Here is a 25,435-nt window from a genome sequence, read left to right on the forward strand (position 1 = left end):
ATGAAATGCGCTAGGCTACTCCTGGCATTGGCGGCATTGTTCGCCGTCAGCGTCGCGTCCGAGGCATCCGCCGGATCCGTCCAGCGCGGCGTGACAAACCGGAACGTAAGCATCGAAACGATCGTGCAATTCGGCAACGATGTCCAGCCGGTCACGATCGAAGAGAACAGCCGCATCAATATTGCGCGTGTCATCCAGATCGGTGGTACGGGAACAGTCGATGCGACGATCATCCAGAACGGCACGCGCAATTATGTCGATGTGATCCAGGTGGGTGGCACCACCAATGTGGCGATCGGTCAGTCGGGCGTGAGCAATATTGCCGACATCACTCAGGTCGGCAATTCCACCAACGCCCTCCTGCTCCAGATCGGAGATATGAACACGGGAACGGTGCGACAATTCGGGCGCTTCAACTGGCTGTCGATATTTCAGTTCAGCCGGTGATCGCGAAGGTGAGGTGCAACATGAGGTTCATCGTACTTGCAGCAGGAATGAGCATCATGACGGCGATGACAGCCGGGCCGGCCGGAGCTGGCGAGTCGGGTGACGGCCATACCACAATTGTTCAGGACGAGAATGGCACGTCCGTCATCACCCAGAGCGGCGATCCGGCGCAGGCCGAGGTCAAGATCGAGAAGGAGCCTAGGCGCACGACGGTCTATCGCCGCAGCGGCGGCAACACCGCCATCGTGTCGCAGGGCACCGGAAATCCGCAGGATATGCTGGACTGGCTGCGCAAGCAGCAGGGCCGCTGACGCACGAGGGCCCATCGTCCGTGATGGACGATGGGCCACGTCGTGAGCGAGCGCTACCAGCTGCGATAGACGCCGGTCACGGTGCCGTTGTTGTTGCCCTCCGGGCCGACATCGCCCTGCGTCGAGCTCGGCGCCGGATGGTTGGTGCCGTTGAGCGCACCGTAAGGTCCGGCGACATCCGGATAGTACGCGCGTGGCTGAACCGGTTCGTAAGCGGGAGCGGTGCGGTCCCAGCCCGCGCGCGGTCCGTTCCAATCATAGCCCTGGGCCGAGGCGGCCGCCGTGCCCGCGACGAGCGAAGCCGTGATCAGGCAGAGGAGTTTCGATTTGTTCTGCATGGGAGATGCTCCTTGCTGGTGTCGGGAGCCAACGACCGCAGTGCGGGAGCGTTCCGGGCGTTGTCGGCCGAAGCGATCAACTCCGATCAACTGGTTATGAAGTCCGCTTTTCCCGGAACACCTGCCACATCAGTCGGGATTCCCGGGCGTCTTGCCGCAGTCTGTTCCCTGTTAATCCCGTGCCTTAACCAATAATTAATTATACGTTTGCGGGTGGGCGACAGCCCGGCCTAGCGTGCGGTGGGGAGCCGCTATCCGCGAAGCCAAACGAGTTGGTGCGTATCATGATGTCCAGATCATTTGGGGCGTTGCTCGCCTCGCTCAGCGCAGCCGCGCTGCTCCTTGCCCCCAGCGACAGTTTTGCCAGGCCCGGTGGCGCCGTCGCACATGCCGCCACGCCTTCCGGTCCGGCGGCGCGTCCGCTGATTGCGCCGGGCGCCAGGTTCCGTGGCCGCAACACGCCCTGGGTCTACTGGCCGGGCGGCGGCGGGTTCTACTATGACAATGCGGGCTACGGTCAGCCTTTCGCCGAGACCGCCCAGCCCGTCTCGAACGACGTGCGCTACACCTATACGTACGACGTTCCCTGGGACTGGACGCATCGCTTCCCGCCGAACGTGGTGCCGTCCGACCGGCCTTACGTGCCGAGCTGTCCGACGGAGCAGGTGACTGTGCCCGGCCGCGGCGGCGGCGAGCACACCGTCAACATCATGCGTTGCTACTGAGCAGCGCGTTCGGCTCAGCTAGCCCAGCTCAAAACTGGTCACGCCGAAGACGCGGTCGATCCGCAGCGGCGCGATTGGCCCTGTGTACATCCGCGCCGTCTCGAACACCGGCTTCAGCCCGAGCTTTTCCGCGAGCGCAATCGCCTCGCGATTGACGGCGGGGACGTCGAGGAAGATCTCGCCGCCGTTTGTGCTCGCCAGCAGGGCCTGCACGATTGCGTCCGCCGCCGCGCGGTCGTCGGCGACGAGCGGGCCGATCTTACGGCCGGCCCGGCACGGTCGGATCACGCCCCATGCGGCGAGCTTGCCGTCGCGCAGCAGCGCGCGACCGACATGTCCTGATGTGCCGATCCAGGCACGCAGGAAGGCGCCGCGCGGAGCCGGGAACACCGTGGCATCGTCGGCTTCAACGAACGTAAACGGGATCGTGTCGAGCGCAACGACATCGGCGGGCGGCCTCGGTGGCGCGGCGACGAAGCCGCCATAGCGGACATTGGCGTAGGCAAGCTGGAAGCCGGACTTTCTGTAATTGTCCTGCTGCGCCACGACGCCGTCGAGGCCGATCACGCGAGTGCCCGCATGCGCGATCGCCGCGTTCCAGACGCGCAGGCCGTGGCCTCTGTCGCGAAAACCCGATCGCACGATGTAGAATCCGAGAAATGCAAAGCGATCGTCGTAATTGACGCAGGAGACGGTCGCGACCGGCTCGCCGTCGATCTCGCCGACGAAGAAGCCCCTCGCGTCCGGGATCGCGAAACAGGCGGCATCGGAGAGGCCCGGATTCCAGCCTTCCGCCGCGGCCCAGTCGACCGCGATGGCGATCTCCTCGGGGCGCAAATTGCGGATCTGCAAATCGCTCATCTTTCAGGTCGCTTTCGACGGTGGACCTTCCGGCTGGTCCGGCGGTAGAAGGCCTCATGATAGGCCGAGCCCGCGGCTCGCCTCCACGATATCATAGAGGATGATCGGTCATGGCAGCAGAGATGGCAGCAGAGAAGGTCGCACTCGTGACCGCCGGCGGCAGCGGCATGGGGGCAGGGGCCGCGCGCCGGCTCGCAGCCGACGGCTTTCGCATCGCCATCCTGTCTTCTTCCGGCAAGGGCGAGGCGCTGGCAACCGAGCTCGGCGGGCTGGGGGTCACCGGCTCCAACAAGTCGAACGACGATCTGAAGCGGCTGGTCGATGGCGCGATGGCCAAATGGGGACGCATCGACGTGCTCGTCAACAGCGCGGGCCATGGGCCCCGGGCGGCGATCACGGAGATTACCGACGAGCAATGGCACACCGGCCTCGACACCTATCTGCTCAACGTGATCCGTCCGACCCGGCTGGTGATGCCGATCATGCAGACGCAGAAGGCCGGCGCCATCATCAACATCTCGACCGCCTGGGCATTCGAGCCGAGTGCGATGTTTCCGACCTCGGCGGTGTTCCGCGCCGGCCTCGCCGCCTTCACGAAGATCTTCACCGACACCCATGCCGCCGACAACATTCGCATGAACAACGTGCTGCCGGGCTGGATCGACAGCCTGCCGCAGGTAGATGCGCGCCGCGACAGCGTGCCGATGCGGCGCTACGGCAAGGTCGAGGAGATCGCCGCGACGATCTCGTTCCTGGCATCCGACGGCGCGGCCTACATCACCGGACAGAATATCCGCGTCGACGGCGGACTGACGCGTTCGGTCTGAGACGCGGGGATTCGAATCGCGTTTAGCGCCCTTGTCGCGATGCGACACGGCCGTGCGTCCTGCGCCGCGGATGAGGGATAACTCGTGGCCCCTCGGTCACACCCGTCGCGCGTTCGCGCGCCGCACGGCCCGCACTACGTCACAGTCCCTATGAACTTCGCCGCAGCCCAAGACGGCAAGCAGTCCACGCCCTATGCCCGATCTGCGCCGGACAACTTCCGCCCGCGCGCATTCGAAACGCGAGATCAATCGCGTGAGGCAAGGAGACTGGAATGAAGAAGTTTTTGCTGGCGGCTGCCGGGGTTGTCTTGGGCTCCGCATCCTTGCAGGCTGCCGACCTCGCGGCGCACTATACCAAAGCGCCGATGATGGCGACGGCCTATAACTGGACCGGCTTTTACGTCGGCGGCAATGTCGGCGGACAATGGGGCAGCGCCGATCCGGCCACCTCGACTGCGTTCGATCCCGCCGCCTATTTCGCGAGCTCCAGTGTTTCCGCGATTGCGGCAGTCGGCGCCCAGCGCGTCAACAGCTCCAGCGTCACGGGCGGTTTTACCGCCGGCTACAACTGGCAACTCAATAACGCCGTGCTCGGCCTCGAAGGCGACATCAACTATTTCGGCTTCAAGGGCAGCGCGACGGGTTCGGCGCTCTATCCCTGCTGCGCCCCGACCGGCTTCACCGTGTCCTCGCAGGTCTCGGCCGACTGGCTCGCCACGATCCGCGGCCGCATCGGCTTCCTCGCGGCTCCGACCTGGCTGCTTTATGCCACCGGCGGCGCGGCCATCGCCGAGGTGAAGGGCAATTTCAACTTCACCGACACGTTCGCCGCGGCAACGGAGTCGGCTGCTATCCGCGACACACGCCTCGGCTGGACCGCGGGCGTCGGCACCGAATACGCCGTCGGCGGCGGTTGGTCGCTCAAGGCGGAATATCTCTACGTCGATCTTGGACGCAGCACCGTGACCAGCACCAATCTGCTTGGCGGCGCATTTCCGACCAACCTCTTCACCCACTCGGTCGATCTCAAGTCGAACATCGTGCGCGTCGGCGTGAACTACAAATTCGGCGGACCGGTCGTCGCCAGATACTGAGCATCCCGTTCCATCCCTGGCTGGAAAGCCCCGGCCTGGGGCCGGGGCTTTCCAGTTTTCGCGGGCCGGGGGTTCAGTGCGAAGCCACGAGGCGCGCCAACGCCGGCAGGATCCTGTAGCGCGCGATCTCGTGGGGATATTCGCCCCGATTGGCGAGCAGCACGATCCCGATCCGCTGCGCCGGCACGAGGCCGATATAGCCGGAGGCGTTGTTGAGCCCACCCGGCTTGTCGACGACGGTGGCGCGTGGAAGACGCACCGTCTCCCAGGCCATTCCCTGTCCGAACTTCTCGTCGACGCGGAAGATCTCGTGCTGTGTCATCCGCAATGCCTCGCGCAAGTGAGGATCGATCGACCGCCCGTCGACGCAGGCCGCAACGAATGTCGCGAGATCCCGCGGCGAGGAAAACATCTGGCCCGTGCCGGGAAAATCAAAATAACTCTGCTGGTTGCCGATGGGGCCGATCGCCATGCCCTGATCCGAGTAGCCCTGGACCGCGCGCTGCATCCAGGCCGCGTCCATGACGGCACGGCTGTCTTCGCCGCGTTCGGGCACGGAGGTCGCATTCATGCCGATCGGCTTGAGGATACGTTGTTCGAGCAGGGTCGCGATCGGAGCGCCGTAACAGCGCTCGAGCACGAGCTGAAGCAGTACATAGCCGGCGTGGCTGTAGACGCGCTGCTTGCCCGGCACCTCGCCGGCTTGCGGTCGCCAGCTGTTGAACATGTCGATGAGCTGCGCGCGGGAAAACGTGTCGCTCGGCCAGGGCGGATGGTCGGTCGGCAGCAGCATGCCTGAGGTGTGCGTCACGAGCTCGCCAACGGTGACGCGGCGGACATAGTCGCCGGTGAGCTCCGGGAGATATTTCGCCAGACGATCGTCGAGCCGCAGCTCGCCGCGGAGGGTGCCGAGCGCGACCAGCGTCGCCTCGAACGGCTTACGCAGGGAACCGAGGTTGAACAGCGTATCCGGCGTGACCGGCCTTTGCGTGGCGTCGTCGGCAAAGCCGTAGTTGAAGAACTCGACACGGCTGCCGGCATAAAGCGCGGCGGCGAGACCGCCCGGCTGGTCCGGTGTTGCGGTCGGCGCCAGCTCGTTCGCGACGATGTCGCGCATCTCCGCGATCATGTCGGAATCCGCGGCGGCGCCGCGCGGCCAGGCAAGCGCGAGCGGAACGAGCGCAGTCCGGGCCAGCGCCCGTCGGGTGAGATACGATGAGGTGACAACAGACGGCACGGCTCTGGCGCAGGATTCGATGCGCCCCCATTCTCTTGTAGCGGGAGGGGCGGTACCTCCCAATTCACGATTGCGCGTGGTGGGTTCCGCGCGAGTGGTTGTAGCCCGGATGGAGCGAAGCGCAATCCGGGATAGCGCCGCAGCCGAGCGAGCGGCCCTGGATTACGCTTCGCTCCACCCCAGGTTACCCGTCGGCAAACTTTAACTTAGCTAATTGGCTAACAATTATTGACGCCAGATGGCGGCAGCTCTATAGTTAGCTCCATGGCTAACCAATTATCCCGACTCGATCAGGTTTTCGCGGCCCTTGCCGATCCCACCCGGCGGGCGATCGTGATGCGGCTCTGCGCCGGCGAAGCATCGGTCGGCGAGCTAGCCGATCCGTTCGAGATGGCGCTGCCGAGCTTCATGAAACACATCCACGTGCTGGAGACGAGCGGGCTCGTCCTGTCGGAGAAATCCGGCCGGGTTCGCACCTGCCGCCTCAGTCCTGACGCACTCCTCAGCGCGGAGGACTGGTTCCAGCACCAGCGTGCGATCTGGGAGGCGCGGCTCGATCGCTTCGAAGCCTATGTGATGAAGCTGAAGAAAGAGCGGACGGCTGCCAAGCGGCCGTCCAAGACAAGTAACAAGACGATCAAACGGAAAGGTTCCTGATGATGACGAATTCTGCCAATCTCGCCCTGTCGCAATGGTCGCTCGACCGCGAGATCGTGATGTCGCGCGTGATCGACGCGCCGCGCGATCTGGTGTTCGAGGCCTGGTCTGACCCCAAGCATTTGCCGCAATGGTTCGGGCCGAAGGATTTCAAGCTCGAGACCTTCGAGATCGACGTGCGGGTTGGCGGCGTCTGGCGCTTCAACATGATCGGCCCGGACGGCACGGTCTACCCGAACCGCATGCGCTTCCGCCGCATCGAACGGCCGTCGCTGATGGAGATGGACCATGGCGCCGACCAGGACGAGGATCCCGGACTGTTCCGTTTCACCATCACCTTTGCCGAGCAGAGCAACGGCAAGACAGTTCTGATGATGCGCCAGCTGGCGTCGAGCACGGCGCAGCGCGACGGTATGATCAGCTTCGGTGCCGTCGAATACGGCTACCAGACGCTCGACAAGCTCGCGGCCTATGTGGGCGGAATGAAGAGGTAGCGCCAACGCTCGTCCGGAGGCTCGACGAGGGCCTCCGGAATATCGCCGCAACGACGAATATGACAGCGCGCAGGTCAATTATGACAGCGCGATAACGAAGTTTTTGTCGCTTGGAACGACGGATTTATGACAGAATTGCTACCTTGGATGTCAAATTTGACTACAGCGGAGCGATTCATGTTGCAGTGGCAGGCGCGGACAAATCCCCTCGCATGGTGGTGGGGGTCCCTGACGCTGGTCAGTGCTGCCAACATTCTCGTCTGGTTCATGCTGTACCGCGAGTTCTACCCGACGCCCGCCGGCAGCCTCAGTGGCGGCTCCGACATCGGGCTGATGTTCCTGCTCTGCGCCGGCTATGTCTTCGGCTGTGCGTTCCGCTCGTTCCTCCCGCGCGCCGACGTGCAGCGGATCTGTCTGTTCGACACCTGGCTCTCCAGCGTCTTCGTCGGCCGCACGGTCGCGACCGTGGCCGAACTGTGCTTCGCCGCGCAATGGGCGGTCATCCTGCATCAACTCGGGACCATGACGGGCGCGGAGACGGTCGTGAACATCGCGTGGGTGATTGTGCCCATCATCATCATCGCGGAGTGCTTCTCCTGGTATGCGGTGGTGACGACCAACTTCCTCTTCAACGCGATCGAGAACTCGCTGTGGGCGGTGACATTCTTCCTCGCGGGCATCGCGCTGTGCCGACTGATGCCGGAATTCCAGGGACCGGTGCGGTGGGCGCTGATTGCCGGCATCATCGGCATCGCCTGCTTCCTGGTCTTCCTCGTCACCGTCGACGTGCCGATGTATCTCAGCCGCTGGCGGGCAGGGCACGAAGAGGGCAACAGGTTGCTCGGCTTCCTCGAAGGCCTGCATGACGTCTCGACGCGCTGGGTCGTGACCCACGACATCGCGCACTGGAAGGGCGAGCTGACCTGGATGTTCCTGTATTTCACCGCCGCCGTGTGGTCGAGCCTCGCGCTCTGTGCGCTCTACGCGATGGAAGGCTATCTCACGCGCTATCTGGCCTGAGCGATCAGGCCTCGCCGAGATCGACCTCCGTCAAGATGCCCTGACGCAGCGCCAGCCGGACTAGCTCGATGTCGGATCCGACGCCGAGCTTGTCCTTGATCAGGGAATGCAGGTTCGCCACCGTCTTCGGGCTGACATGGAGCGTCTCGGCGATCTCCTCTGTCGTGTTCTCGGCGAGCAGCAGCCGCAGCACCTCGAACTCGCGCGGCGTGAGGACGTCGGCGGCAGAGCTTTCCCCGGCGAGCCGGCTCAGCGCGAGCTCATGATCGATGTCGGGACTAATCGCGATCTTGCCGGCGAGCACGTCCATCACGGCGCGCACCAGCGTCTCCGGCGGACTGGTCTTGGTGACATAGCCCCTGGCACCGGCGCGGATCGCCTGCATGGCAAAGCCGGCATTTTCATGCATGGTGAAGACGAGGATTCTCGCGCTCTTGTCCCACTGCCTGATGCGCCTGACCGCCTCGATGCCGCCGATGCCGGGCATGCTCAGATCCATGATGACGAGGTCGGGCGCCTCCGATTTGTAGAGACGATAGGCCTCCGCGCCGTCGGCGGCTTCGGCGATGACGCGAAGTCCCGGCTGCTTCTGGAGCACGGAACGATAGCCTTCGCGGACGACGGAATGGTCGTCGACCAGCAGAATGGTGGCATCGGCCGCGCTCATGCGGCATGCTCCAGCGGCGGCCGATCGGCGGCTGCGAGCGGAATGACCACGCGCAGTGCGGAGCCGCCGTTCGGCGCGGCCTCGAAGCTCAATTGGCCGCGCAAGGCTGCGACGCGCTCGCGCATGCCGAGCAGGCCCATTCCGGATTTCGCGACGGGATCGCTCGCGCGTCCGTCATCGTCGATCGCCAGCGCGATCTCGCTGGCCCCCATCGTCAATTCCAGGCTGACCCGCGTGGCGACGGCATGCTTGGCGGCATTGGTGAGCGCCTCCTGCACGATCCGGTAGAGGCTGGCGCTGATCGGGGCCGGCAGGGTCTCGAATGCGCCGTCGAACCGGATCGAGAAGCGCGTCTCGCCGCGGCTGCGTCCGTTCCAGCCCGCGACGAGGCCTTCGAGGCTGGCGACGAGCCCGAGCTCCTCGACATCGGGCGGTCGCAGCCGGAACAATGTGCCGCGCAGCGTCTCCATCATGCCGGTTGCGGTCCGCGCGATGCCGTCGCATTCGCCAAGCAGGGAGGGGCAGTCCTGCGCGGCGGTCTGGCGGGCGGAGGAGGCGAGCGCGCGGATGGCGGCGAGCGACTGGCCGAACTCGTCATGCAGCTCGCGCGCGAGATAGCGGCGCTCCTCGTCCTGAAGCGCGATCAGCTTCCGCGTCAGCTCGCTGCGTTCGGCAAGCGCGGTCTCGAGGCTTTCGGCGAGATGGTTGAAGCCGTCGCGGATCGCGGAGAGTTCGGCAAGGTCGAACGGCGGCAACCGCGTGGTGAGGTCGTTGGCGGCAATCCGCTCGAGGCCGGTGCGGATCATGCGGGTGGGGCGCAGCGCGCGTGCCAATGCGGCGTAGACCAGCGCGCAGAGCAGCGGCAGCGCGATCGCGAGCGCCAGCATCAGGCGGCCGGCCTCGTGCCAGGCCTCCGCCGTCTGCACGGCCGGCTCGACCGAGACGACGGCGTCGCCGAGCTTCGCTCCGCGCACGATCACAGGCCGTGCGGCTTCGCGGCCGGGGTCGAACAGGCTGCGATAGAAGGCCGTGAAAGCTTGCGGGGGCGGGTTCGCCGGGGCGGGCGCGCCGCTGCAGAAACGCTGGAGGATGTCGCCGCTCGTGCCGCGGAACGCCAGGCACAGGCCGGGCGTCATCACATAAGCCGAAACGGGGTCGAGGTTGGGAAAGTCCGAGCGGGGGCTCGCCACCCACTGGATCTTGCCCTGCTGCAGCTCCAGCGTCTTGGCCACGATCGCGGCGATATCGTCGAGGCGCGCATGCGCCGCGCGGTCGGCCGTAATCAGGAAATAAGCGGGGATCGCGGCGAAGCAGGCGGCCGATATCGCGGCCACGCGCAACGTCAGACGAACTTTGAGATCGAACCTCGGGCGGTTCCACATCGGCGGGCACCTGGTGCGAACGGGTTGTCGCGACCGCATTAAACGGCAGAACGCATCCGGCGGAAAGCGCCAGGCGTGAGTGCGGTGCACCGTCGTGAAATTTTCCCGGCCATCGCCGGGATCGGCGCCGCTGCATGGCTTGATTGCGCCGTCCAGATTGGCGCGCCGCACCGTCACACGAGGCACATTTATGCACCTGCGCCGGTTGATCCTCTCAGTCTGTCTCCTTCTCCTGATTCCGGCGTTTCATGCGCCGGCCGGCGCCGAAACCGCCATCGGCATCGCCATGGACGACTTCAGCTATACCGATACATCGGCTGAACCCGCCAACCAGACCGCCGCCCACGAGCGACGGCTGGCAGCTTTCATGGCCGCGCTCCGGCAAGACATTGGCGGAGACCGGCGCTACCGGCTCGTGCCCTCGGCCCAGGACGGCGCGGCCTTCAAGGTGATCGGCGGCATCCAGAAGACGAGCACGCTGGTGCAATGGGCCAAGGTCGCCGTGATCGACGTCAGTGCCAAAAAGATCGTGATGGACAAGCTCTACACCTTCCGCGGGGACAATGATGAATCCTGGGAGCGCGCCGAGATCTTCGTGTCCCGCGAGATCATGGCCGCGCTCGCCACGCCCGCGCCGATTGCAAGGGCTGTGTTCGAATTCGAGCTCGACGACAACACCGCGGCGCCGGCCACCGGCCTCGCGGCCGCAGATGCATCCTATCTGGCCGAAGTGACCGCCAGCGTCCGCGACGTCCTCGGCCAATCCGGCCGCTACCGCCTCGTCGATGTCGGCAGCGCCAACGAGGCGGCGGTGAAGGCGCGCGCCTTACGCGACTGCGCCGGCTGTGAGGCTGCCATTGCACAAGGGCTCGGTGCGGATCAGTCTCTCATTGGTGTGGTGCGGCGGGTCAGCCGCACCGAGTACACGCTCGGCTTTCAGGTGCGCGACGCCAGGACCGGCGCGGTGCTGGCACGCGGCGACAGCGGCCTGCGCCTCGGCGCGGACTATTCGTGGAAACGGGGCGCCGTGCGGTTGGTCAGTGATCGCATGATCGAGAACCAGCCGCAGCAATAGGCCTCAGAACGTCAGCTGCACCTTCATCGACTGCGAGCGGTCGCTGGCGAGCTCGAAGGCGGCGACCGCGTTCTCGAACGGCATGGTCGCCGTGATCAGCGGCTTGACGTCGATCAGACCTTCGCCCATCAGCCGCACCGCCAGCTCGAATTCGGGATCGAAGCGGAAGGTGCCACGCAGCTGCAATTCCTTGGCGACGATGGAGTTGATCGGCAGCGTCATCTCGCCGCCGAGGCCGAGCTGCACCAGCGTGGCGCCGGGCCTGAGCACATCGAGCGCGGTCCGGAGCGCGGCCTGATTGCCGGAGGCTTCGAACAGCGTGTCGAACACGCCCTTGCCGGCGCGCCAGGGATCGAGCGCGGCGGCATCGGCCGCGACGTTGATGGCGTGAGTGGCGCCGAGCTTCCTGGCGACCGCAAGCGGCGCCTCCGCGACATCGGTGACCACGATCTCGGCCGCGCCGCCGAAGCGCGACACCAAAATCATCAGCGCACCGATCGGGCCGCAGCCGGTGATCAGCACGCGCTTGCCGAGCAGGGGCCCGGCCTGCTTGCCGGCATGCAGGCACACCGCGAGTGGCTCGGCGACCGCGGCTTCCGCCAGCGACAGCTTGTCGGCGATCGGAACGGCCTGCGCCGCATCGACCGTGATGAATTCGCGAAACCCGCCCTGCACATGGGGAAAGCGCATCGCGCTGCCGAGGAAGCGCATGTCGAGGCACTGGTTGCGCATGCCTTCCTGGCAATGCAGGCACTGGCCGCACGGCTTGCTCGGATTGACCGCGACGCGGGTGCCCGGCTTCACGTTCGTGACGCCGTCACCGACGGCTGCGACGACGCCCGCGATCTCGTGCCCGAGCGCCATCGGCTGCTGGATGCGCACGACGCCGAAGCCGCCGTGATGATAGTAGTGCAGATCGGACCCGCAGATGCCGCCGTTCGCGATCTTGACGCGGACTTCACCCGGACCGGGCGCTGCATCCGGATAGAGATCGATCCGCAGATCTTTCGGTGCGTGGATCACGACGGCGCGCATGGTTGGCTCCCTTCAGCGTTTCGCGGCTCACATCGCAGCGATCATGCCGCCATCGACGTAGATGATCTGGCCGTTGACATAGGTCGAAGCATCCGACGCCAGGAAGATCGCGGCGCCCACCAGCTCGTCAGGTCGGCCCCAGCGCTTGGAGGGAACGCGGCCCATCAGCCAGTTGTTGAAGTCGGTGTTGTTGACCAGCGCCTCGTTCATGTCGGTCAGCATATAGCCGGGGCCGATCGCGTTGGCCTGGATGCCGTGCTGGGCCCACTCCACCGCCATCGAGCGGGTCAGGTTCTTGATGCCGCCCTTGGCGGCGGTGTAGGGGGCAATCGTGGGACGCGCGAGCTCGCTGCCGAGCGAGCCGATATTGATGATCTTGCCGTGCTTGCGCGGGATCATGCGCTTGGCCGCCTCGCGGCCGATCACGAAGGCGCTGGTGAGGTTGGTCTCGATCACCTTGCGCCACTCGTCGGTGGTGAACTCCACCAGCGGCTTGCGGTGCTGGATGCCGGCATTGTTGACGAGGATGTCGACCGCGATGCCCTTGTTGTCGAAGTCGTTGAAGGCGGCGACGATCGCGGGCTCGTCGGTGACGTTGAACGCGGCGCCTTCCGCGAGGTAGCCGGCGGCGCGAAACTCGGCGACGGCCTGCTCGACGCGCTTGGGATCGACGCCGTTGACGATGATCCTGGCGCCGGCCTTGGCCATGCCCTCGGCAATGGCGCGGCCGAGGCCGCGGGAGGAGCCGGTCACGAGCGCGGTGCGGCCGGAAAGGTCGAAGAGGGCGGTGCTCATCTCAGAATATCCTCAGACGTTGGAACGGCGCACGGTCAAATCGGAGCGGTCGAATACGGCGGGCAGAAGGTCGACGCCGAGGCCGGGGCCTTCCATCGGATAGACGAAACCATCCTTGATCGTGGGCATGGTGGTGACGAGCTCATTGTACCAGCCCTTGTAGAAGGCGCGCACCGATTCCTGGATCAGCGTGTTGGGCTGGCTGAACGACATGTGGATGGCGGCGATGAAGCCGATCGGGCCGATGCAGTCGTGCGGTGCGAAGGGCCGATGATAGGTCTCGGCCATCGCCGCGATCTTGCGGCCCTCGGTGAGGCCGCCGGTCCAGCACAGATCCGCCATCACCACATGCATGGCGTCGCGGTCGAGCATGTCCTTGTAGGGGAAGCGCGAGCCCAGCGTCTCGCTGGCGCAGACCCAGACGTCGGTGCAGCGGGCGTATTCGGCCAGGGCCTGCGGCGAGTTCATCCGGATCGGGTCTTCGTACCAGGTCGGCTTGTAGGGCTCGAGCGCGCGCGCGATCTGTTTCGCGGTCGGCAGGTTCCAGAGCGAATGAAGCTCGACCATGATCTCCATCTTGTCGCCGACCGCTTTTCGGATCTTCTCGAACGGCTCGATCGCCTGCTTCATCTGCGCGGCGGAGATGTAGAGACCCTTGTTCTCCTGTGCCGCCGGATCGAACGGCCAGATCTTCATCGCCGAGATGCCGCTTTCCAGCAGGTTTTCGGCGAGCGCATCGGCGTTGTTCATGAAGCCGTCCAGGTCTTCGTAGGGGCCCTTGGAGCCACCGAGATTCCAATTCGCGACCGGGCTGATATTGGTGGAGCGGACATATTGGGTGCCGGCGCAGGTGTTGTAGATGCGCTGCTTGTCGCGGCAGAGGCCGCCGAGCATCTGGTGCACCGGCTGATTGCAGACCTTGCCGAACAGGTCCCATAGCGCGATGTCGATTGCCGAAGCCGCGCGATATTCGACGCCGGTGGACGACTGCGCCATCGGCAGGTTCAGCATGTCGCGATGGATCGCCTCGATGTGCAGCGGATTGCGGCCGAGCAGGCGGCCGGCAAAGGTGTCGTGGATCTGGGCCTCGACCGCGCCGGCGCCGTAGAAGGTTTCGCCGAGGCCGATCATGCCCGTGTCGGTGTGGACGCGCACCCAGATGACGTTGGAGAATTCTTCGGTGCGCAGCGTCTCGATCGACGTGATCTTCACGGCAATACTCCTCCCATCGCAGGCGCGCGCAGCGCCATCTTGTTTGTCATTCTGCACCGCAGCATGGTGCGGGCACGGGCGGAGTCTTACGCCCGCTTGTAATATATCACAACATGTTTTAGGGATATCACCAACAAGGCGCCGCCCTGCAACGACGGCGCGGGCTGAGGGGAGAGACGACATGGCAACGCGCAAGCGCGCGCTCGAGGTGGTGAGGAATGACGACGGTGAGGGCAAGCCCTCCCGGCGCAACCGTCTCAACTTCTTCGAGCTGGCCTATCAGAGGATCGAAGAGCTGCTCGTCCATTGCGAGCTCAAGCCCGGCCAGTTCATGACGATGCTGGAATTGCAGCACATCACCGGCTTCGGCCGTACGCCGGTTCATCACGCCGTCAATCGTCTCTCCGCCGATACGTTGATCATCATCCGTCCGCGCCACGGTCTGCGCATTGCGCCGATCGATCTGGCACGCGAGCGCATGCTGCTGGCCTTGCGCCGCGACATGGAGCGCTTCGTGATCCGGCTCGCGGCCGATCGCGCCAGCCTCTCGCACCGCAATCAGGCGCTGCACATCGAGCGTCTTTTGCGCGAACGCCGCGCCAGTCTGACCCTCGACGAGTTCAATCATATCGACCGCCGCATCGACGCGCTGGTGCTGGAGGCGGCAGGCGAGCCCTTTCTGGTGCACACGCTGCGGCCGCTGCACACGCTGTACCGGCGCATCGGCTACATCCACCACCGGTTCATGCCGGGACAGGCCGAGCTGTCAGGCACGATCGATCATCACCTCGCCATTCTCGCCGCGGTCGCCAGCCGCCGCGTCGAGGACGCAGTGAAGGCGAGCGATGCACTGATCGACTATATGGGCGAGATGTTCACCGGCATGGAGGTCGGGATCGACCCGCGCCTGCTCGATTGCAGCATCGAGCCGCTGCTTGGCACATGATCCGGAAAAGTGTGCAGCGGCTTTCCGAAGAGATCATGCTCAAACAATTAGGCCAAAACGCGATGACGATCCTGATCTCATCGCGCTTTAGAAAGTTTTGAAGAGAGGACCAAAGATGTCGACGATGGCGATGCCACAACCGACCGCGAGCGAAGCCGCGGTCCGCTACCTCATCACGAACTACAGTCCCAAGGGCAACAAGGTCGGCTGGCTGATGATGGCCTCGATCCTGGTCGAAGCCTGGGACCTCTATTCGATCGCCTTCGTGCTGATCTTCATCAAGGAGCAGTTCAATCCCGATCCGCTGATGCTGGGTCTGGCCGCGGCCGGTACGCAAGGCGGCGCCATGATCGGCGCACTGCTCGGCGGCTGGCTCTCCGACAAGATCGGCCGCCGCGTCATGTTCCTGGTGACGATGGTGATGTTCATCGTGCTGGCGCTGGCGCAGGCCTTCGTGCCCAGCGTCGGCTGGCTCGTCGTGATCCGCTTCCTGCTCGGCATTCCGCTCGGTTCGGACATCTCGACCGGCTACACCTACATCATGGAATCCATGGCCAAGGGTGAGCGCGAGGTCATGGGCAACCGCTGGCAGTTCATGTTCGCGGTCGGTGAGGTCCTCACCATCGGCGTCATCGTGATCTTCCTGCTGATCGACATGCAGCACGAGATGCTGTGGCGCGTGACGCTCGGCCTCGGGGCGCTGCCGGCGCTGATCATCCTGGTGATGCGCCACGACGTGCCGGAGACGGCGGTGTGGCTGGTGCAGAAGGGACGCTACCGCGAAGCCAAGCAGGTCGCGCGCGAGATGTTCAACGACGATCTCGCCATGCTGCCGGACCATGACGTGGAGGTGCCCAAGGTCTCCACCCGCGCCTTCCTCGCCGACCTCAAGAAGGATCCGATCCGCTGGCGCGCCACGATCTACGGCTGGATCGCCTGCTTCGCGCAGGCCAGCGAGTTCTCGACCTTCGCGTTCTACCTGCCGGTGCTCTTTGTGATGGTCGGCGTGTCGAGCGTGCTCGGCATCAATCTGGTGACGATGGCGCTGTTCTCGTTCGCTGCGCTGTCCGGCTGGGTCGGTCCGCTGCTGACGCCGAAGATCGGCCATCGCGGCATCTCCATTGCGGGCTTCTCGATCGTGCTGGCCTCCCTGCTGGTTGCCGCCTTCGCGCTCTACACCGACAACAAGATCCTGCTGCCGTTCGCGGCTGCCGCCATGCTGTGGGGCCATTATTGGGACGCGTCGAACTGCATGACGATCCCGACCATGGTCGCCAAGCCGAAATACCGCGGCACCGCCAGCGGCTTCGCCTACATGTTCGTGAAGTTGCCGTCGTTCCTCGCGATCTTCCTGTTCCCGACGGTGTTCGCTGCAATCGGGCAGGCGAATGCCACGCTGATGGTCGCGATCTTCCCGCTGATCGGATTGCTCGCCGCGATCTTCATCCTGCCGGAAGTCTACGGCTACGAGAACGATTGATCTCGCAAGCTACCTGATCGCGGCCGCCAAGGCCGCGATCAGGGCCGGTGGCGTCACCAGCAGTCCGAGCTTGAGGAACGGCCAGGCGCCGACCTCGATCTTCTCCCGTCGCAGCGCCACCAGCCACAGGATGGTCGCGAGCGAACCGGTCACCGACAGATTGGGCCCGAGATCGACGCCGATCAGGATGGCGCTGACGACCGGCGCGGGTAAATGATCGCTGGCGGCGACCGAGCCCGCAACGAGGCCGACGGGAAGATTGTTGGCGATGTTGTCGGCGACTGCGGTGGCGATGCCGACGCTCCAGGCCGCCTTCGTCACGGATTGCCCGACGGCTTCATGCAGCAGCGCGCTGAGTTGCCCGATCACGCCGGTCTTGATCAGCGCTTCCACCATCACGAACAGCCCGCCGACCAGCGGCAGCACGCTCCAGGAGACGCCGCCCAGCACAGGTACCGGCGATTGCCGGCTGACCAGCAGCACGATTGCGGCCGTCACCACGCCGCAGACGAAGGTCGGCAGGCCCAATTGCTTGTCCAGCGCGGAGGCCGTGACCAGCACGATTCCGATCGCCGCGATGCCGATGGCCGTCAGCTTGCCGCCGCGGCCGAGTTTTGGATGCGGCACGCTGCGCGCGATCGTCTCTTCCTTCAGGGCGCGGTGCTGGGTCAGGCGCAGCACGACATAGGTCAGCAGGATCGAGGCCGCCGAGGGCAGGGCGAACAGGCGCAGCCATTCGGTGAGCGCAGGCATGTGGGCCCCGAACACGACGAGATTGGCCGGGTTGGAGATCGGCAGCACGAAGCTTGCTGCGTTGGCGATGAAGGCGCAGACGAAGAGATAAGGCAGCGGCTTGGCGCCGGCTGCGCGCGTCGCGGCATAGACGGCGGGCGTCAGCACGATCGCGGTGGCGTCGTTCGAGAGCAGGACGGTGACGAGCGTGCCGACGATGTAGATCAGCAGGAACAGCCGCTGCGGCGAGCCGCCGGCATATTCCACGGCGAGCGCTGCGAGATAGTCGAACAGGCCCTCGAGCCGCGCCAGTTCGGCGATCAGCATCATGCCGATCAGGAAGAGATAGACATCGACGCCTTTCTCGATGCCGGTCAGCGCATCCTGCCACGGCAGCAGGCCGAGCAGCACCAGCGCGCCGGCGCCGATGACGGCCCAGATCGCCTCCGGCAGGCGAAAGGGCCGGATGATGACGCCCGCGGTCGCGGCGACGATGATGCTCCAGGCCAGGATGGCGTCAGACGGCACGGTCAGTCCTCGAAGTGGGAAGGCTTCATTCGAGAGCGATAGCGGAAGCCGATGCCGATGTCTTCCCCCGCGGGCGCGGACGGCTATCTGCGATTTGCCGCGTCTCGGCCCGAGCTTCAGTCCACAATGTTGCTCAAAAGCCTGTGGGGTTAGGGCGCCGCGATAGCGCCGTCGTTGCGAGCGGAGCGAAGCAATCCAGACTGTCTCCGCGGAGCGAGTTCTGGATTGCTTCGTCGCAAGAGCTCCTCGCAATGACGGAATCTGTGGAGGCGTCTCGCGATGTTCACTCTCACCGCGCCATCGACAGCTTTGCCGTGATCGCCTTGCGCAAGATGCGCGACAGCGCTTCGACCGAATACGGCTTCTGGATCAGCTCGAAACCGCGATCGGCGTTCTCGGCGAGAACGTTGCTGTAACCAGAGGTGAGCACGACGGGCAGGCCCGGATAGCGTTCGCGGATGATGCCGGCGAGCTCGACGCCGTTCATGCCGGGCATGATGACGTCGGAGAAGACGAGATCGACGGCGAACTCGTTCTCGCCGAGGATGGCGAGCGCCGCATTGGCGTTGGCGGCGCGGCGGACGACATAACCGAGGTCTTCCAGCAGCTCCGTGGAGAACCGGCCGACCTCGTCGTCGTCTTCCACTACGAGCACGCGATAGCCGCGCCCGGTGGACGCGGCCTCATAGGTCAGCGCCGCGGCTTCCTGATCCGTCGCGGGGCTTTGCGCCCGCGGCAGATAGATGGTGAAGGTCGCGCCTTCACCATGCTTGCTCGTCACGGCGATGTCGCCCTCGGACTGCTTTGCGAAGCCGAAGGCCTGGCTCAGGCCGAGGCCGGTGCCCTTGCCGACCTCCTTGGTGGTGAAGAACGGTTCGAAGATGGCTTCCATGTTTTCAGGCGCGATGCCGCTTCCGGTGTCGGCGACCGAGATCGCGACATAGTCGCCGCCGCGCGCCGGTTGCGCGCGCAGGTTAGGGATGCCCTGAACCTTCCGGACCGCGATGGTGAGGCGGCCTTCGCCGTCCATGGCGTCGCGCGCGTTGATCGCGAGGTTGATCAGCGCGGTCTCGAATTGCGCGATATCGGCGACCGTGAAGCAGTCGCCATCGTGAACCTCCACCGCGATTTCGATGCGAGCACCGACCAGCGGCCGGACCAGTTGCGCGACGCCTTCAACCTGGCTGCCGACATTGAAGATCTGCGGTTTCAGCGGCTGCCGGCGCGCAAACGCCAGCAGCTGGGCGGTCAGCTTGGAGGCACGCTCGACGGTGTCGGAGATGGCATCGACATAGCGGCGGCGGCGCTCCTCCGGCAGCTCGCGGCGGCGCAGGAAATCGGTGGCCGAGCGGATGATGGTGAGCAGATTGTTGAAGTCATGCGCGACGCCGCCGGTGAGCTGGCCGATCGCCTCCATCTTCTGCGATTGCCGCAACGCTTCCTCACCGCGGCGGCGCTCGGTGATGTCGACAGCCTCGGGCACCGCGCCGGTGATGTTGCCGTGGCGGTCGAGCACCGGGCGCATGCCGAACTCGAAATCGCGCTCGCCGATGGGAAGGCGCAGGCGCATCTCCAGCCGCACGGCTTCGCCCTTGAGCACGGTGTCGAAGGCCTCGCGCACCAGTGCGCTCATGCCCTCCGTCGTGCTGAACCAGGGCGTCTGCCACAACGGCTTTCCGATCACGTCCGCAGGGCTCGCTTTGATGGCGTCGAGCACGGTCGTATTGGCGTAAAGCAGCTCGCCCCTGAGATTGACGAGGCCCTGATATTGGTTGCTGGTTTCCAGGATCGCGCGCAGCCGCGCCTCGTTGGATTCGAGCTCGGCGGTGCGCTCGACGATGCGTTCTTCCAGGGTCTCGTTGAGCTGCCGGAGCTCGATCTCGGCTTGCTTGGCCACCGTGATGTCGTGGGCAACGCCGATGAAGCCGATATGCCTGCCGGTCGGGTCCCAGCGCGGCTGCGATTCCGAACGCAGCCAGCGCCACTCGCCGGCGGAGTTCTTGTAGCGGGCTTCCAGCACGAACGGTTTGAGCGATGCTTCACCCTGGACGGATTGCTGCAGCACATGCGGCAGGTCGTCCGGATGCAGCACCTTGCGCCAGTCGAAGGAGATGGCCTGGTCGTAGGGCAGGCCGACGAAATCGACATAGGCCTGGTTGGCGAAGGACCGTGTGCGGTCGAGCTTGGTGACCCAGATCGGCACCGGCGCGCTGTCGGCGATCAGCCGGAAGCGCTCCTCGCTCTCGCGCAGGGTCTCGCGCACCAGCATCTGGTCGGTGACGTCGATATGGGCGCCCACGAGGCGGAGGGCACGGCCGTCACGATCGCGCTCGATCTTGGCGACGACTCGGATCCAGCGGGTCTCGCCGTCGCTGGGACGGATGATGCGGTATTCGGCGGTGTAGTCCTCGCTCGTGCCGGACAGCGCATCGATGAAGTGCTTTACCGCAGCGTCGCGGTCGTCGGGATGAACGCGATTGATCCAATCCTCGTGCGACTCGCCGGCAGCTTCCGGCGGCAGGCCGTGAAGCATCAGATATTCCGGCGAACGGCGGTTCTTGAAGCCTTCGCGGAAGTCGACTTCGAGACCGCCGACCTTGCCGATGCGCTGGATGCGCGCAAGCTCGGCTTCGCGTTCCTGGAGGGCGCGATAGGCATTGTCGCGCTCGCGTGCGACATCTTCCAGGTGCTGGCGCAGCCTTTCGGCGGCGAGGGTCTCGGGCAAAGGATCGTTCAAGGCGTTGGCCGTTGTGATGCGGGAGCGCACGTGGCCGACCGATATTCACACAGACGACGCGTGATGGCCATTGCTCAAAAGGAATATGGAAAGAAAGGCGTCGCCGAATGCAGTATGGTGGGCATCAACGAACGCCAAGTCTGGCTATTTGTTCCGAACCTTGGAACGATGAGCCCTCCGCGCGCGTATCCGCGAGGCGCCACAACTTTCATTCCCAAAAGCTCCCTTTCCGAAGAGGCTAAATCTTGAAGCTTTTTGTCTGCCAGGCCTGCGGCAACGTCCTCTATTTCGAGAACCGCGCCTGCGAACGCTGCGGCCATCGGGTCGCCTTCCTGCCGGAGAAGGAGACGATGTCGGCGATCGAGCCCGACGGAGAGGCCTGGAAGACGCTGGCGACCACGGGCGAAAGTCGCATGCTGTGCAGCAATGCCGAGCACGATTCGTGCAACTGGCTGACGGATGCAGGTGATACCACCAGCTATTGCCGCGCCTGCCGCCATAACGGCGTCGTGCCGGACCTGTCGGATCAGGCGCAACTCGCCGGCTGGCGTGAGCTGGAGATGGCGAAGCACCGGCTGTTCTATTCCCTGATCCGCTGGAAGCTGCCGCTCCAGACCCGGCAGGACAATCCCGAACATGGCCTGATCTTCAATTTCCTCGCCGACGATCCGCAGAGCGGGCAGAAGGTCCTGACCGGCCACGACAACGGCCTGATCACGATCGCGCTGACCGAGGCCGACGACATCGAGCGCGAGCGGCGCAGGCTGGAGATGGGCGAGCCCTACCGGACGCTGCTCGGGCATTTCCGCCACGAGGTCGGGCACTATTTCTGGGACGTGCTGGTGCGCGACGGCGGCAAGCTGGACGAATGCCGCGCCGTCTTCGGCGACGATTCCGCCGATTACGGCCAGTCCTTGCAGCGCCACTATGCCGAAGGCGCCCCGCCGGACTGGCAGCAGAACTACGTCTCGGCCTACGCGACCACGCATCCGTGGGAAGATTTCGCCGAGACCTGGGCGCACTATCTTCACATCGTCGACACCCTGGAGATGGCTAGCGAGTTCGGCATGGAGGTGCGGCCCAAGGTGGATCGCGACGGGGAGTTGACGACGCGCATCCGCTTCAACCCTTACGAAGCGAGGGACGTCGAGGCGATCGTCAACGCATGGCTGCCCTTCACCTTCGCCATGAACAGCGTCAACCGCGCCATGGGCATGCGCGACCTCTATCCGTTCATCCTCTCGCCGGTCGTCGTCGACAAGCTCGGCTTCATTCACGGCCTGGTCCGGAACGTGGGCAAGGCCGGGAAGCCGTAGGCCGTCCGGGAGCCTGCAAAGCCCGTTTCGGTCTTGCTTCGGTCTTGCGCTGGTACGCCAGAGGGGCCGGATTTTGACCGTTGCCTCCGGCCTATTTTGATGTACCACGGGAGCCACACGGCCCATCCCATAGGCTCCAACGGCCAGGGAAGGGTCCCGCCCAAGGTCGAGACTCAAGAAAAGCATGTTCAAACGCATTCTGATCGCCAATCGCGGCGAAATCGCCTGCCGGGTCATCAAGACCGCTCGCCGCATGGGAGTTCAGACGGTCGCGGTCTATTCTGAGGCCGACCGCGACGCTCTCCATGTCGAGATGGCCGACGAGGCCGTGCTGATCGGGCCGCCAGCTGCGGCCGAGAGTTATCTGGTGATCGAGAAGATCGTGGAGGCCTGCCGCAAGACGGGCGCCGAGGCGGTGCATCCCGGTTACGGCTTCCTGTCCGAGCGCGAGGCGTTTCCGCGCGCGCTGGAGGCGGCCGGCATCGTCTTCATCGGCCCTAACCCGGGCGCGATCGCGGCGATGGGCGACAAGATCGAATCCAAGAGGGCTGCCGCGAAGGCAAAAGTCTCGACCGTGCCCGGCTATCTCGGCGTCATCGAGGACGCCACGCACGCGGTCAAGATCGCCGACGAGATCGGCTATCCCGTGATGATCAAGGCCTCCGCCGGCGGCGGCGGCAAGGGCATGCGCATCGCGCATTCGACCTCCGAGGTCGCCGAGGGCTTCAACCTCGCCAAGGCCGAGGCCAAGGCCTCGTTCGGCGACGACCGGGTCTTCATCGAGAAGTTCATTGTCGATCCCCGCCATATCGAGATCCAGCTGCTCGGCGACAAGCACGGCAACGTGATCTATCTCGGCGAGCGCGAATGCTCGATCCAGCGCCGCAACCAGAAGGTCATCGAGGAAGCGCCGTCGCCGCTGCTCGACGAAGCCACCCGCCGCAAGATGGGCGAGCAGGCGGTCGCACTCGCTAAGGCGGTGAATTACGACTCCGCCGGCACCGTCGAATTCGTCGCGGGGCAGGACAAGAGCTTCTACTTCCTCGAGATGAACACGCGCCTCCAGGTCGAGCATCCCGTTACCGAGCTCGTCACCGGCGTCGACCTCGTCGAACAGATGCTCCGCGTCGCCGCCGGCGAGAAGCTCGCGATCACGCAGAAGGACGTCACGCTGACGGGCTGGGCAGTGGAGTCGCGTCTCTACGCCGAGGACCCGTTCCGCAACTTCCTGCCCTCGATCGGTCGTCTGGTGAAATACCGTCCGCCGGCGGAAGCGAGCCAGGACGGCATCACCGTGCGCAACGACACCGGCGTGCAGGAGGGCGGCGAGATCTCGATCCATTACGATCCGATGATCGCCAAGCTCGTCACCCACGCGCCGTCGCGCGCGGCCGCGATCGAGGCGCAGGCCACCGCGCTGGACTCGTTCTACGTGGACGGTATCCGTCACAACATCCCGTTCCTGTCGGCGCTGATGCATCATCCGCGCTGGCGCGAAGGCCGGCTCTCCACCGGCTTCATCGCCGAGGAATTCCCCAAGGGCTTTGCCGTGCGCGTGCCGGAAGGCGAGGTCGCACGGCGGCTTGCCGCGGTCGGCGCCGCCATCGATCACGTGCTCGGCGAGCGCAAGCGGCAGATCTCGGGTCAGATGGGCGGCCGCATCGTGCAGCGCGAGCGTCGCCGTGCGGTCTGGCTCGACCGTCAGGAGATCCTGCTGGAGATCGCGCGCGAGGGCGAGGCGGTCGCGGTGCGTTTCCTCGATGCCGACGGCAAGGCCGGCAATGCGCATCTGTTGCAATCGCCGTGGAAGCCGGGCGATCCGGTCTGGCAGGGCACCATCGACGGGCATGTGGTCGCAGTGCAGGTGCGTCCGATCGCGAACGGCATCCGCCTCGCGCATCAGGGCGTCGAGGTGCCGGTCTATGTCTGGACCGAAGCGGAAGCAGCCTCGGCGCGGCTGATGCCGGTGACCACGGCTGCCGACACCGGCAAGAAGCTGCTTTGTCCAATGCCCGGTCTCGTGGTCTCGATCGCGGTGACGGAAGGGCAGGAGGTCAAGGCCGGCGAGACGCTCGCGGTGGTCGAAGCCATGAAGATGCAGAACGTTCTGCGCGCCGAGCAGGACGGCACCGTAAAGAAGATCCACGCCAGCGCCGGCGCGACGCTCGCGGTGGATGCGCTGATTTTGGAGTTTGCGTAGGGTTTGGGGGGACTCTTGCGAGGGGTCCACTGACTTCGTCATTGCGAGCGCAGCGAAGCAATCCAGACTGCCTCCGCTGAAAGATTCTGGATTGCTTCGCTGCGCTCGCAATGACGGTGTATGTTGCGGCTGCGTCGCAACAGTTGAGAGGGCACCATGACCTTTCGTTCCCGCCGCGAAAAACTGCGCTCGATCCTGTCGGGCGGGACTTGCGTCCATCCCGGCTCGGTCTACGACGCCATCTCGATCCGCATCGCCGAGGATCTCGGTTTCCCGCTCGGCATGTTCGGCGGCTCGGTGGCTTCGCTCGCGGTGCTCGGCGACCCCGACATCACGCTGATCACGCTCACCGAGCTTGCCGAGCAGATGCGGCGGATGTCGCGTGCGGCAGCACTTCCGGTGCTGGTCGATGCCGATCACGGCTATGGCAACGCGCTCAACGTGCGCCGCACGGTGCAGGAGCTGGAAACGGCGGGCGCCGCCGGCCTCACCATCGAGGACACGCTGCTGCCGGCTGGCTTCGGCGAAGCGAAGACGCAGCTGATCTCGCTGGAGGAGGGCGTCGGCAAGATGAAGGCGGCACTCGACGGCCGCGGCGATCCTTCGCTCGTCATCATGGGGCGCACCGGTGCGGCCTCGGTCACCTCGATCGAGGATGCGATCCGCCGCGCCAGGGCCTATGAGGCCACCGGCGTCGACGCGCTGTTCTTCACCGGCATCAAGTCGCGCGCCGAGCTCGAGGCCATCGCATCTGCGACGCGCCTGCCGATCGTGCTCGGCGGCGCGCCGGAGGAGTTGAACGTGCTCGAATACCTTGCTGGCCGGCGCGTGCGCATCGCGCTTCAGGGCCACGCGCCGATCGCGGCCGCAACGCAGGCCGTCTACGAGACGCAGAAGGCGCTGCGCGACGGCACTGCGCCGAAGAATCTCAAAGGCCTTCCGTCGTCGGACTTGACCAGCCGCGTCACGCGCGAGGCCGAGGTCAAGGCGCGCAGCGCCGATGTCCTCGGACTGAAACGATGAGCCGGGCGATCCTCCAGGTCATGATCCGCGGCCGCGTGCAGGGCGTCGGCTACCGGGCCTGGCTCGAATATCAGGCGACGACGTGCGGCCTCGAAGGCTGGGTCCGCAACCGCCGTGACGGCAGCGTCGAAGCGCTGTTCGCGGGGCCGCCGAAGCACGTCGCCGATATGGTGGCGCTGTGCCGCCACGGCCCGCCGTCCTCGCGCGTCGACAGTGTCACCAGCGAGACGGCCGATGTCGATGAGCTGAACTTGCGCCGGGCAGGGGAGGCGTTTTCGGTGTTGCCGACGGTGTAG

The 25,435-nt window shown here is 65.2% G+C and carries 26 protein-coding genes; 16 read left to right on the forward strand and 10 right to left on the reverse strand.

The genetic code is table 11. The annotated features are described in order from the left end of the window. The first annotated feature begins 27 nt into the window (after positions 1-27). The gene (locus ABIB91_RS02495; protein WP_283843468.1) at positions 28-447 is read left to right on the forward strand and encodes a curlin; all 420 of its coding nucleotides are present in this window, start codon (positions 28-30) and stop codon (positions 445-447) included. A 20-nt stretch (positions 448-467) separates the two neighbouring features. Beyond that, positions 468-758: a hypothetical protein gene (locus ABIB91_RS02500; protein ID WP_354158516.1), complete on the forward strand. Its 291-nt coding sequence runs from the start codon at positions 468-470 to the stop codon at positions 756-758. 53 nt (positions 759-811) lie between these two features. Here the strand turns inward: ABIB91_RS02500 and ABIB91_RS02505 are convergent, their stop codons facing one another. Then, positions 812-1,096: a hypothetical protein gene (locus ABIB91_RS02505; RefSeq protein WP_354158514.1), complete on the reverse strand. Its 285-nt coding sequence runs from the start codon at positions 1,094-1,096 to the stop codon at positions 812-814. A gap of 284 nt (positions 1,097-1,380) precedes the next feature. Between ABIB91_RS02505 and ABIB91_RS02510 the strand changes: the two genes are divergently transcribed. Next, complete coding sequence (locus ABIB91_RS02510; protein WP_354158512.1) at positions 1,381-1,821, forward strand: hypothetical protein; 441 nt, start codon at positions 1,381-1,383, stop codon at positions 1,819-1,821. 18 nt (positions 1,822-1,839) lie between these two features. Here the strand turns inward: ABIB91_RS02510 and ABIB91_RS02515 are convergent, their stop codons facing one another. Then, entirely contained in the window at positions 1,840-2,682 is an 843-nt protein-coding gene (locus ABIB91_RS02515) for a GNAT family N-acetyltransferase (RefSeq protein WP_354158510.1), read from the reverse strand. A 122-nt stretch (positions 2,683-2,804) separates the two neighbouring features. Here ABIB91_RS02515 and ABIB91_RS02520 point away from each other — a divergent pair, with 122 nt between their 5' ends. Further along, positions 2,805-3,509, forward strand: a complete 705-nt coding sequence (locus ABIB91_RS02520; protein WP_354159284.1) for an SDR family oxidoreductase — start codon at positions 2,805-2,807, stop codon at positions 3,507-3,509. 272 nt (positions 3,510-3,781) lie between these two features. Next, the gene (locus tag ABIB91_RS02525; protein WP_354158508.1) at positions 3,782-4,603 is read left to right on the forward strand and encodes an outer membrane protein; all 822 of its coding nucleotides are present in this window, start codon (positions 3,782-3,784) and stop codon (positions 4,601-4,603) included. A gap of 73 nt (positions 4,604-4,676) precedes the next feature. Here ABIB91_RS02525 and ABIB91_RS02530 read toward each other — a convergent pair whose 3' ends face one another. After that, entirely contained in the window at positions 4,677-5,840 is a 1,164-nt protein-coding gene (locus ABIB91_RS02530; RefSeq protein WP_502916938.1) for a serine hydrolase, read from the reverse strand. Positions 5,841-6,104: 264 nt separating this feature from the next. Between ABIB91_RS02530 and ABIB91_RS02535 the strand changes: the two genes are divergently transcribed. From ABIB91_RS02535 to ABIB91_RS02545, 3 genes are all read left to right on the forward strand, one after another. Next, positions 6,105-6,497, forward strand: coding sequence for an ArsR/SmtB family transcription factor (locus ABIB91_RS02535; RefSeq protein ID WP_354158506.1), 393 nt, complete (start codon positions 6,105-6,107; stop codon positions 6,495-6,497). Positions 6,498-6,499: 2 nt separating this feature from the next. Further along, entirely contained in the window at positions 6,500-6,991 is a 492-nt protein-coding gene (locus tag ABIB91_RS02540; protein WP_354159281.1) for an SRPBCC family protein, read from the forward strand. Positions 6,992-7,168: 177 nt separating this feature from the next. Then, positions 7,169-8,011 (forward strand): hypothetical protein, encoded by an 843-nt coding sequence (locus tag ABIB91_RS02545; RefSeq protein ID WP_354158504.1) that lies wholly within the window; start codon positions 7,169-7,171, stop codon positions 8,009-8,011. A gap of 4 nt (positions 8,012-8,015) precedes the next feature. Here ABIB91_RS02545 and ABIB91_RS02550 read toward each other — a convergent pair whose 3' ends face one another. Then, on the reverse strand, positions 8,016-8,678 hold the full coding sequence (locus ABIB91_RS02550) for a response regulator (RefSeq protein ID WP_354158502.1): 663 nt from the start codon (positions 8,676-8,678) through the stop codon (positions 8,016-8,018). Next, the gene (locus ABIB91_RS02555) at positions 8,675-10,060 is read right to left on the reverse strand and encodes a HAMP domain-containing sensor histidine kinase (protein ID WP_354158500.1); all 1,386 of its coding nucleotides are present in this window, start codon (positions 10,058-10,060) and stop codon (positions 8,675-8,677) included. The genes ABIB91_RS02550 and ABIB91_RS02555 overlap by 4 nt, the downstream gene beginning before the upstream one ends. Positions 10,061-10,250: 190 nt before the next feature. On the opposite strand from ABIB91_RS02555, the gene ABIB91_RS02560 reads away from it, so the two are divergent. Next, a complete protein-coding gene (locus ABIB91_RS02560) occupies positions 10,251-11,135 on the forward strand; it encodes a DUF3280 domain-containing protein (protein WP_354158498.1) in 885 nt (294 codons plus the stop codon). A gap of 3 nt (positions 11,136-11,138) precedes the next feature. Here the strand turns inward: ABIB91_RS02560 and ABIB91_RS02565 are convergent, their stop codons facing one another. From ABIB91_RS02565 to ABIB91_RS02575, 3 genes are read right to left on the reverse strand one after another with little or no spacing between them, the layout of a single operon-like run. Further along, complete coding sequence (locus ABIB91_RS02565) at positions 11,139-12,170, reverse strand: L-idonate 5-dehydrogenase (RefSeq protein WP_007603143.1); 1,032 nt, start codon at positions 12,168-12,170, stop codon at positions 11,139-11,141. A 27-nt stretch (positions 12,171-12,197) separates the two neighbouring features. Then, a complete protein-coding gene (locus ABIB91_RS02570; protein WP_219684007.1) occupies positions 12,198-12,965 on the reverse strand; it encodes an SDR family oxidoreductase in 768 nt (255 codons plus the stop codon). A 12-nt stretch (positions 12,966-12,977) separates the two neighbouring features. Next, complete coding sequence (locus ABIB91_RS02575) at positions 12,978-14,177, reverse strand: mandelate racemase/muconate lactonizing enzyme family protein (RefSeq protein WP_007603145.1); 1,200 nt, start codon at positions 14,175-14,177, stop codon at positions 12,978-12,980. A gap of 181 nt (positions 14,178-14,358) precedes the next feature. Between ABIB91_RS02575 and ABIB91_RS02580 the strand changes: the two genes are divergently transcribed. Both ABIB91_RS02580 and ABIB91_RS02585 read left to right on the forward strand, forming a co-directional pair. Then, positions 14,359-15,123: a GntR family transcriptional regulator gene (locus ABIB91_RS02580; RefSeq protein WP_219684005.1), complete on the forward strand. Its 765-nt coding sequence runs from the start codon at positions 14,359-14,361 to the stop codon at positions 15,121-15,123. Between the two features lie 115 nt (positions 15,124-15,238). Further along, complete coding sequence (locus ABIB91_RS02585) at positions 15,239-16,603, forward strand: MFS transporter (protein ID WP_354158494.1); 1,365 nt, start codon at positions 15,239-15,241, stop codon at positions 16,601-16,603. Positions 16,604-16,612: 9 nt separating this feature from the next. On the opposite strand, the gene ABIB91_RS02590 is transcribed toward ABIB91_RS02585, so the two are convergent. After that, positions 16,613-17,863: an arsenic transporter gene (locus ABIB91_RS02590; protein WP_354158492.1), complete on the reverse strand. Its 1,251-nt coding sequence runs from the start codon at positions 17,861-17,863 to the stop codon at positions 16,613-16,615. Between the two features lie 289 nt (positions 17,864-18,152). Then, entirely contained in the window at positions 18,153-20,630 is a 2,478-nt protein-coding gene (locus ABIB91_RS02595) for a PAS domain-containing hybrid sensor histidine kinase/response regulator (RefSeq protein WP_354158490.1), read from the reverse strand. Here ABIB91_RS02595 and ABIB91_RS02600 point away from each other — a divergent pair, their 5' ends adjacent. The 5 genes from ABIB91_RS02600 to ABIB91_RS02620 all read left to right on the forward strand — a co-directional run bounded on the left by ABIB91_RS02600 (position 20,631) and on the right by ABIB91_RS02620 (position 25,435). After that, positions 20,631-20,849: a hypothetical protein gene (locus ABIB91_RS02600; protein ID WP_219684002.1), complete on the forward strand. Its 219-nt coding sequence runs from the start codon at positions 20,631-20,633 to the stop codon at positions 20,847-20,849. Then, positions 20,846-21,916 carry a zinc-binding metallopeptidase family protein gene (locus ABIB91_RS02605; RefSeq protein WP_354158487.1) on the forward strand — a complete coding sequence of 357 codons (1,071 nt, stop codon included), beginning with the start codon at positions 20,846-20,848 and terminating at the stop codon, positions 21,914-21,916. The genes ABIB91_RS02600 and ABIB91_RS02605 overlap by 4 nt, the downstream gene beginning before the upstream one ends. Before the next feature lie 184 nt (positions 21,917-22,100). Beyond that, positions 22,101-24,116 carry an acetyl-CoA carboxylase biotin carboxylase subunit gene (locus tag ABIB91_RS02610; protein ID WP_354158485.1) on the forward strand — a complete coding sequence of 672 codons (2,016 nt, stop codon included), beginning with the start codon at positions 22,101-22,103 and terminating at the stop codon, positions 24,114-24,116. A gap of 156 nt (positions 24,117-24,272) precedes the next feature. Continuing rightward, positions 24,273-25,139: an isocitrate lyase/PEP mutase family protein gene (locus tag ABIB91_RS02615; protein WP_354158483.1), complete on the forward strand. Its 867-nt coding sequence runs from the start codon at positions 24,273-24,275 to the stop codon at positions 25,137-25,139. Next, complete coding sequence (locus tag ABIB91_RS02620) at positions 25,136-25,435, forward strand: acylphosphatase (RefSeq protein WP_007603158.1); 300 nt, start codon at positions 25,136-25,138, stop codon at positions 25,433-25,435. The genes ABIB91_RS02615 and ABIB91_RS02620 overlap by 4 nt, the downstream gene beginning before the upstream one ends.

This window comes from Bradyrhizobium sp. JR4.3 (assembly GCF_040547695.1).
Classification (GTDB): domain Bacteria; phylum Pseudomonadota; class Alphaproteobacteria; order Rhizobiales; family Xanthobacteraceae; genus Bradyrhizobium; species Bradyrhizobium canariense.

Coding starts and splice junctions, on each gene's coding strand:
- ABIB91_RS02505 (WP_354158514.1), bottom strand. CDS start 1,096: ATGCAGAACAAATCGAAACTCCTCTGCCTGATCACGGCTTCGCTCGTC.
- ABIB91_RS02615 (WP_354158483.1), top strand. CDS start 24,273: ATGACCTTTCGTTCCCGCCGCGAAAAACTGCGCTCGATCCTGTCGGGC.
- ABIB91_RS02510 (WP_354158512.1), top strand. CDS start 1,381: ATGATGTCCAGATCATTTGGGGCGTTGCTCGCCTCGCTCAGCGCAGCC.
- ABIB91_RS02535 (WP_354158506.1), top strand. CDS start 6,105: ATGGCTAACCAATTATCCCGACTCGATCAGGTTTTCGCGGCCCTTGCC.
- ABIB91_RS02565 (WP_007603143.1), bottom strand. CDS start 12,170: ATGCGCGCCGTCGTGATCCACGCACCGAAAGATCTGCGGATCGATCTC.
- ABIB91_RS02550 (WP_354158502.1), bottom strand. CDS start 8,678: ATGAGCGCGGCCGATGCCACCATTCTGCTGGTCGACGACCATTCCGTC.
- ABIB91_RS02540 (WP_354159281.1), top strand. CDS start 6,500: ATGACGAATTCTGCCAATCTCGCCCTGTCGCAATGGTCGCTCGACCGC.
- ABIB91_RS02610 (WP_354158485.1), top strand. CDS start 22,101: ATGTTCAAACGCATTCTGATCGCCAATCGCGGCGAAATCGCCTGCCGG.
- ABIB91_RS02570 (WP_219684007.1), bottom strand. CDS start 12,965: ATGAGCACCGCCCTCTTCGACCTTTCCGGCCGCACCGCGCTCGTGACC.
- ABIB91_RS02520 (WP_354159284.1), top strand. CDS start 2,805: ATGGCAGCAGAGAAGGTCGCACTCGTGACCGCCGGCGGCAGCGGCATG.
- ABIB91_RS02555 (WP_354158500.1), bottom strand. CDS start 10,060: ATGTGGAACCGCCCGAGGTTCGATCTCAAAGTTCGTCTGACGTTGCGC.
- ABIB91_RS02580 (WP_219684005.1), top strand. CDS start 14,359: ATGGCAACGCGCAAGCGCGCGCTCGAGGTGGTGAGGAATGACGACGGT.
- ABIB91_RS02525 (WP_354158508.1), top strand. CDS start 3,782: ATGAAGAAGTTTTTGCTGGCGGCTGCCGGGGTTGTCTTGGGCTCCGCA.
- ABIB91_RS02500 (WP_354158516.1), top strand. CDS start 468: ATGAGGTTCATCGTACTTGCAGCAGGAATGAGCATCATGACGGCGATG.
- ABIB91_RS02585 (WP_354158494.1), top strand. CDS start 15,239: ATGTCGACGATGGCGATGCCACAACCGACCGCGAGCGAAGCCGCGGTC.
- ABIB91_RS02560 (WP_354158498.1), top strand. CDS start 10,251: ATGCACCTGCGCCGGTTGATCCTCTCAGTCTGTCTCCTTCTCCTGATT.
- ABIB91_RS02515 (WP_354158510.1), bottom strand. CDS start 2,682: ATGAGCGATTTGCAGATCCGCAATTTGCGCCCCGAGGAGATCGCCATC.
- ABIB91_RS02545 (WP_354158504.1), top strand. CDS start 7,169: ATGTTGCAGTGGCAGGCGCGGACAAATCCCCTCGCATGGTGGTGGGGG.
- ABIB91_RS02620 (WP_007603158.1), top strand. CDS start 25,136: ATGAGCCGGGCGATCCTCCAGGTCATGATCCGCGGCCGCGTGCAGGGC.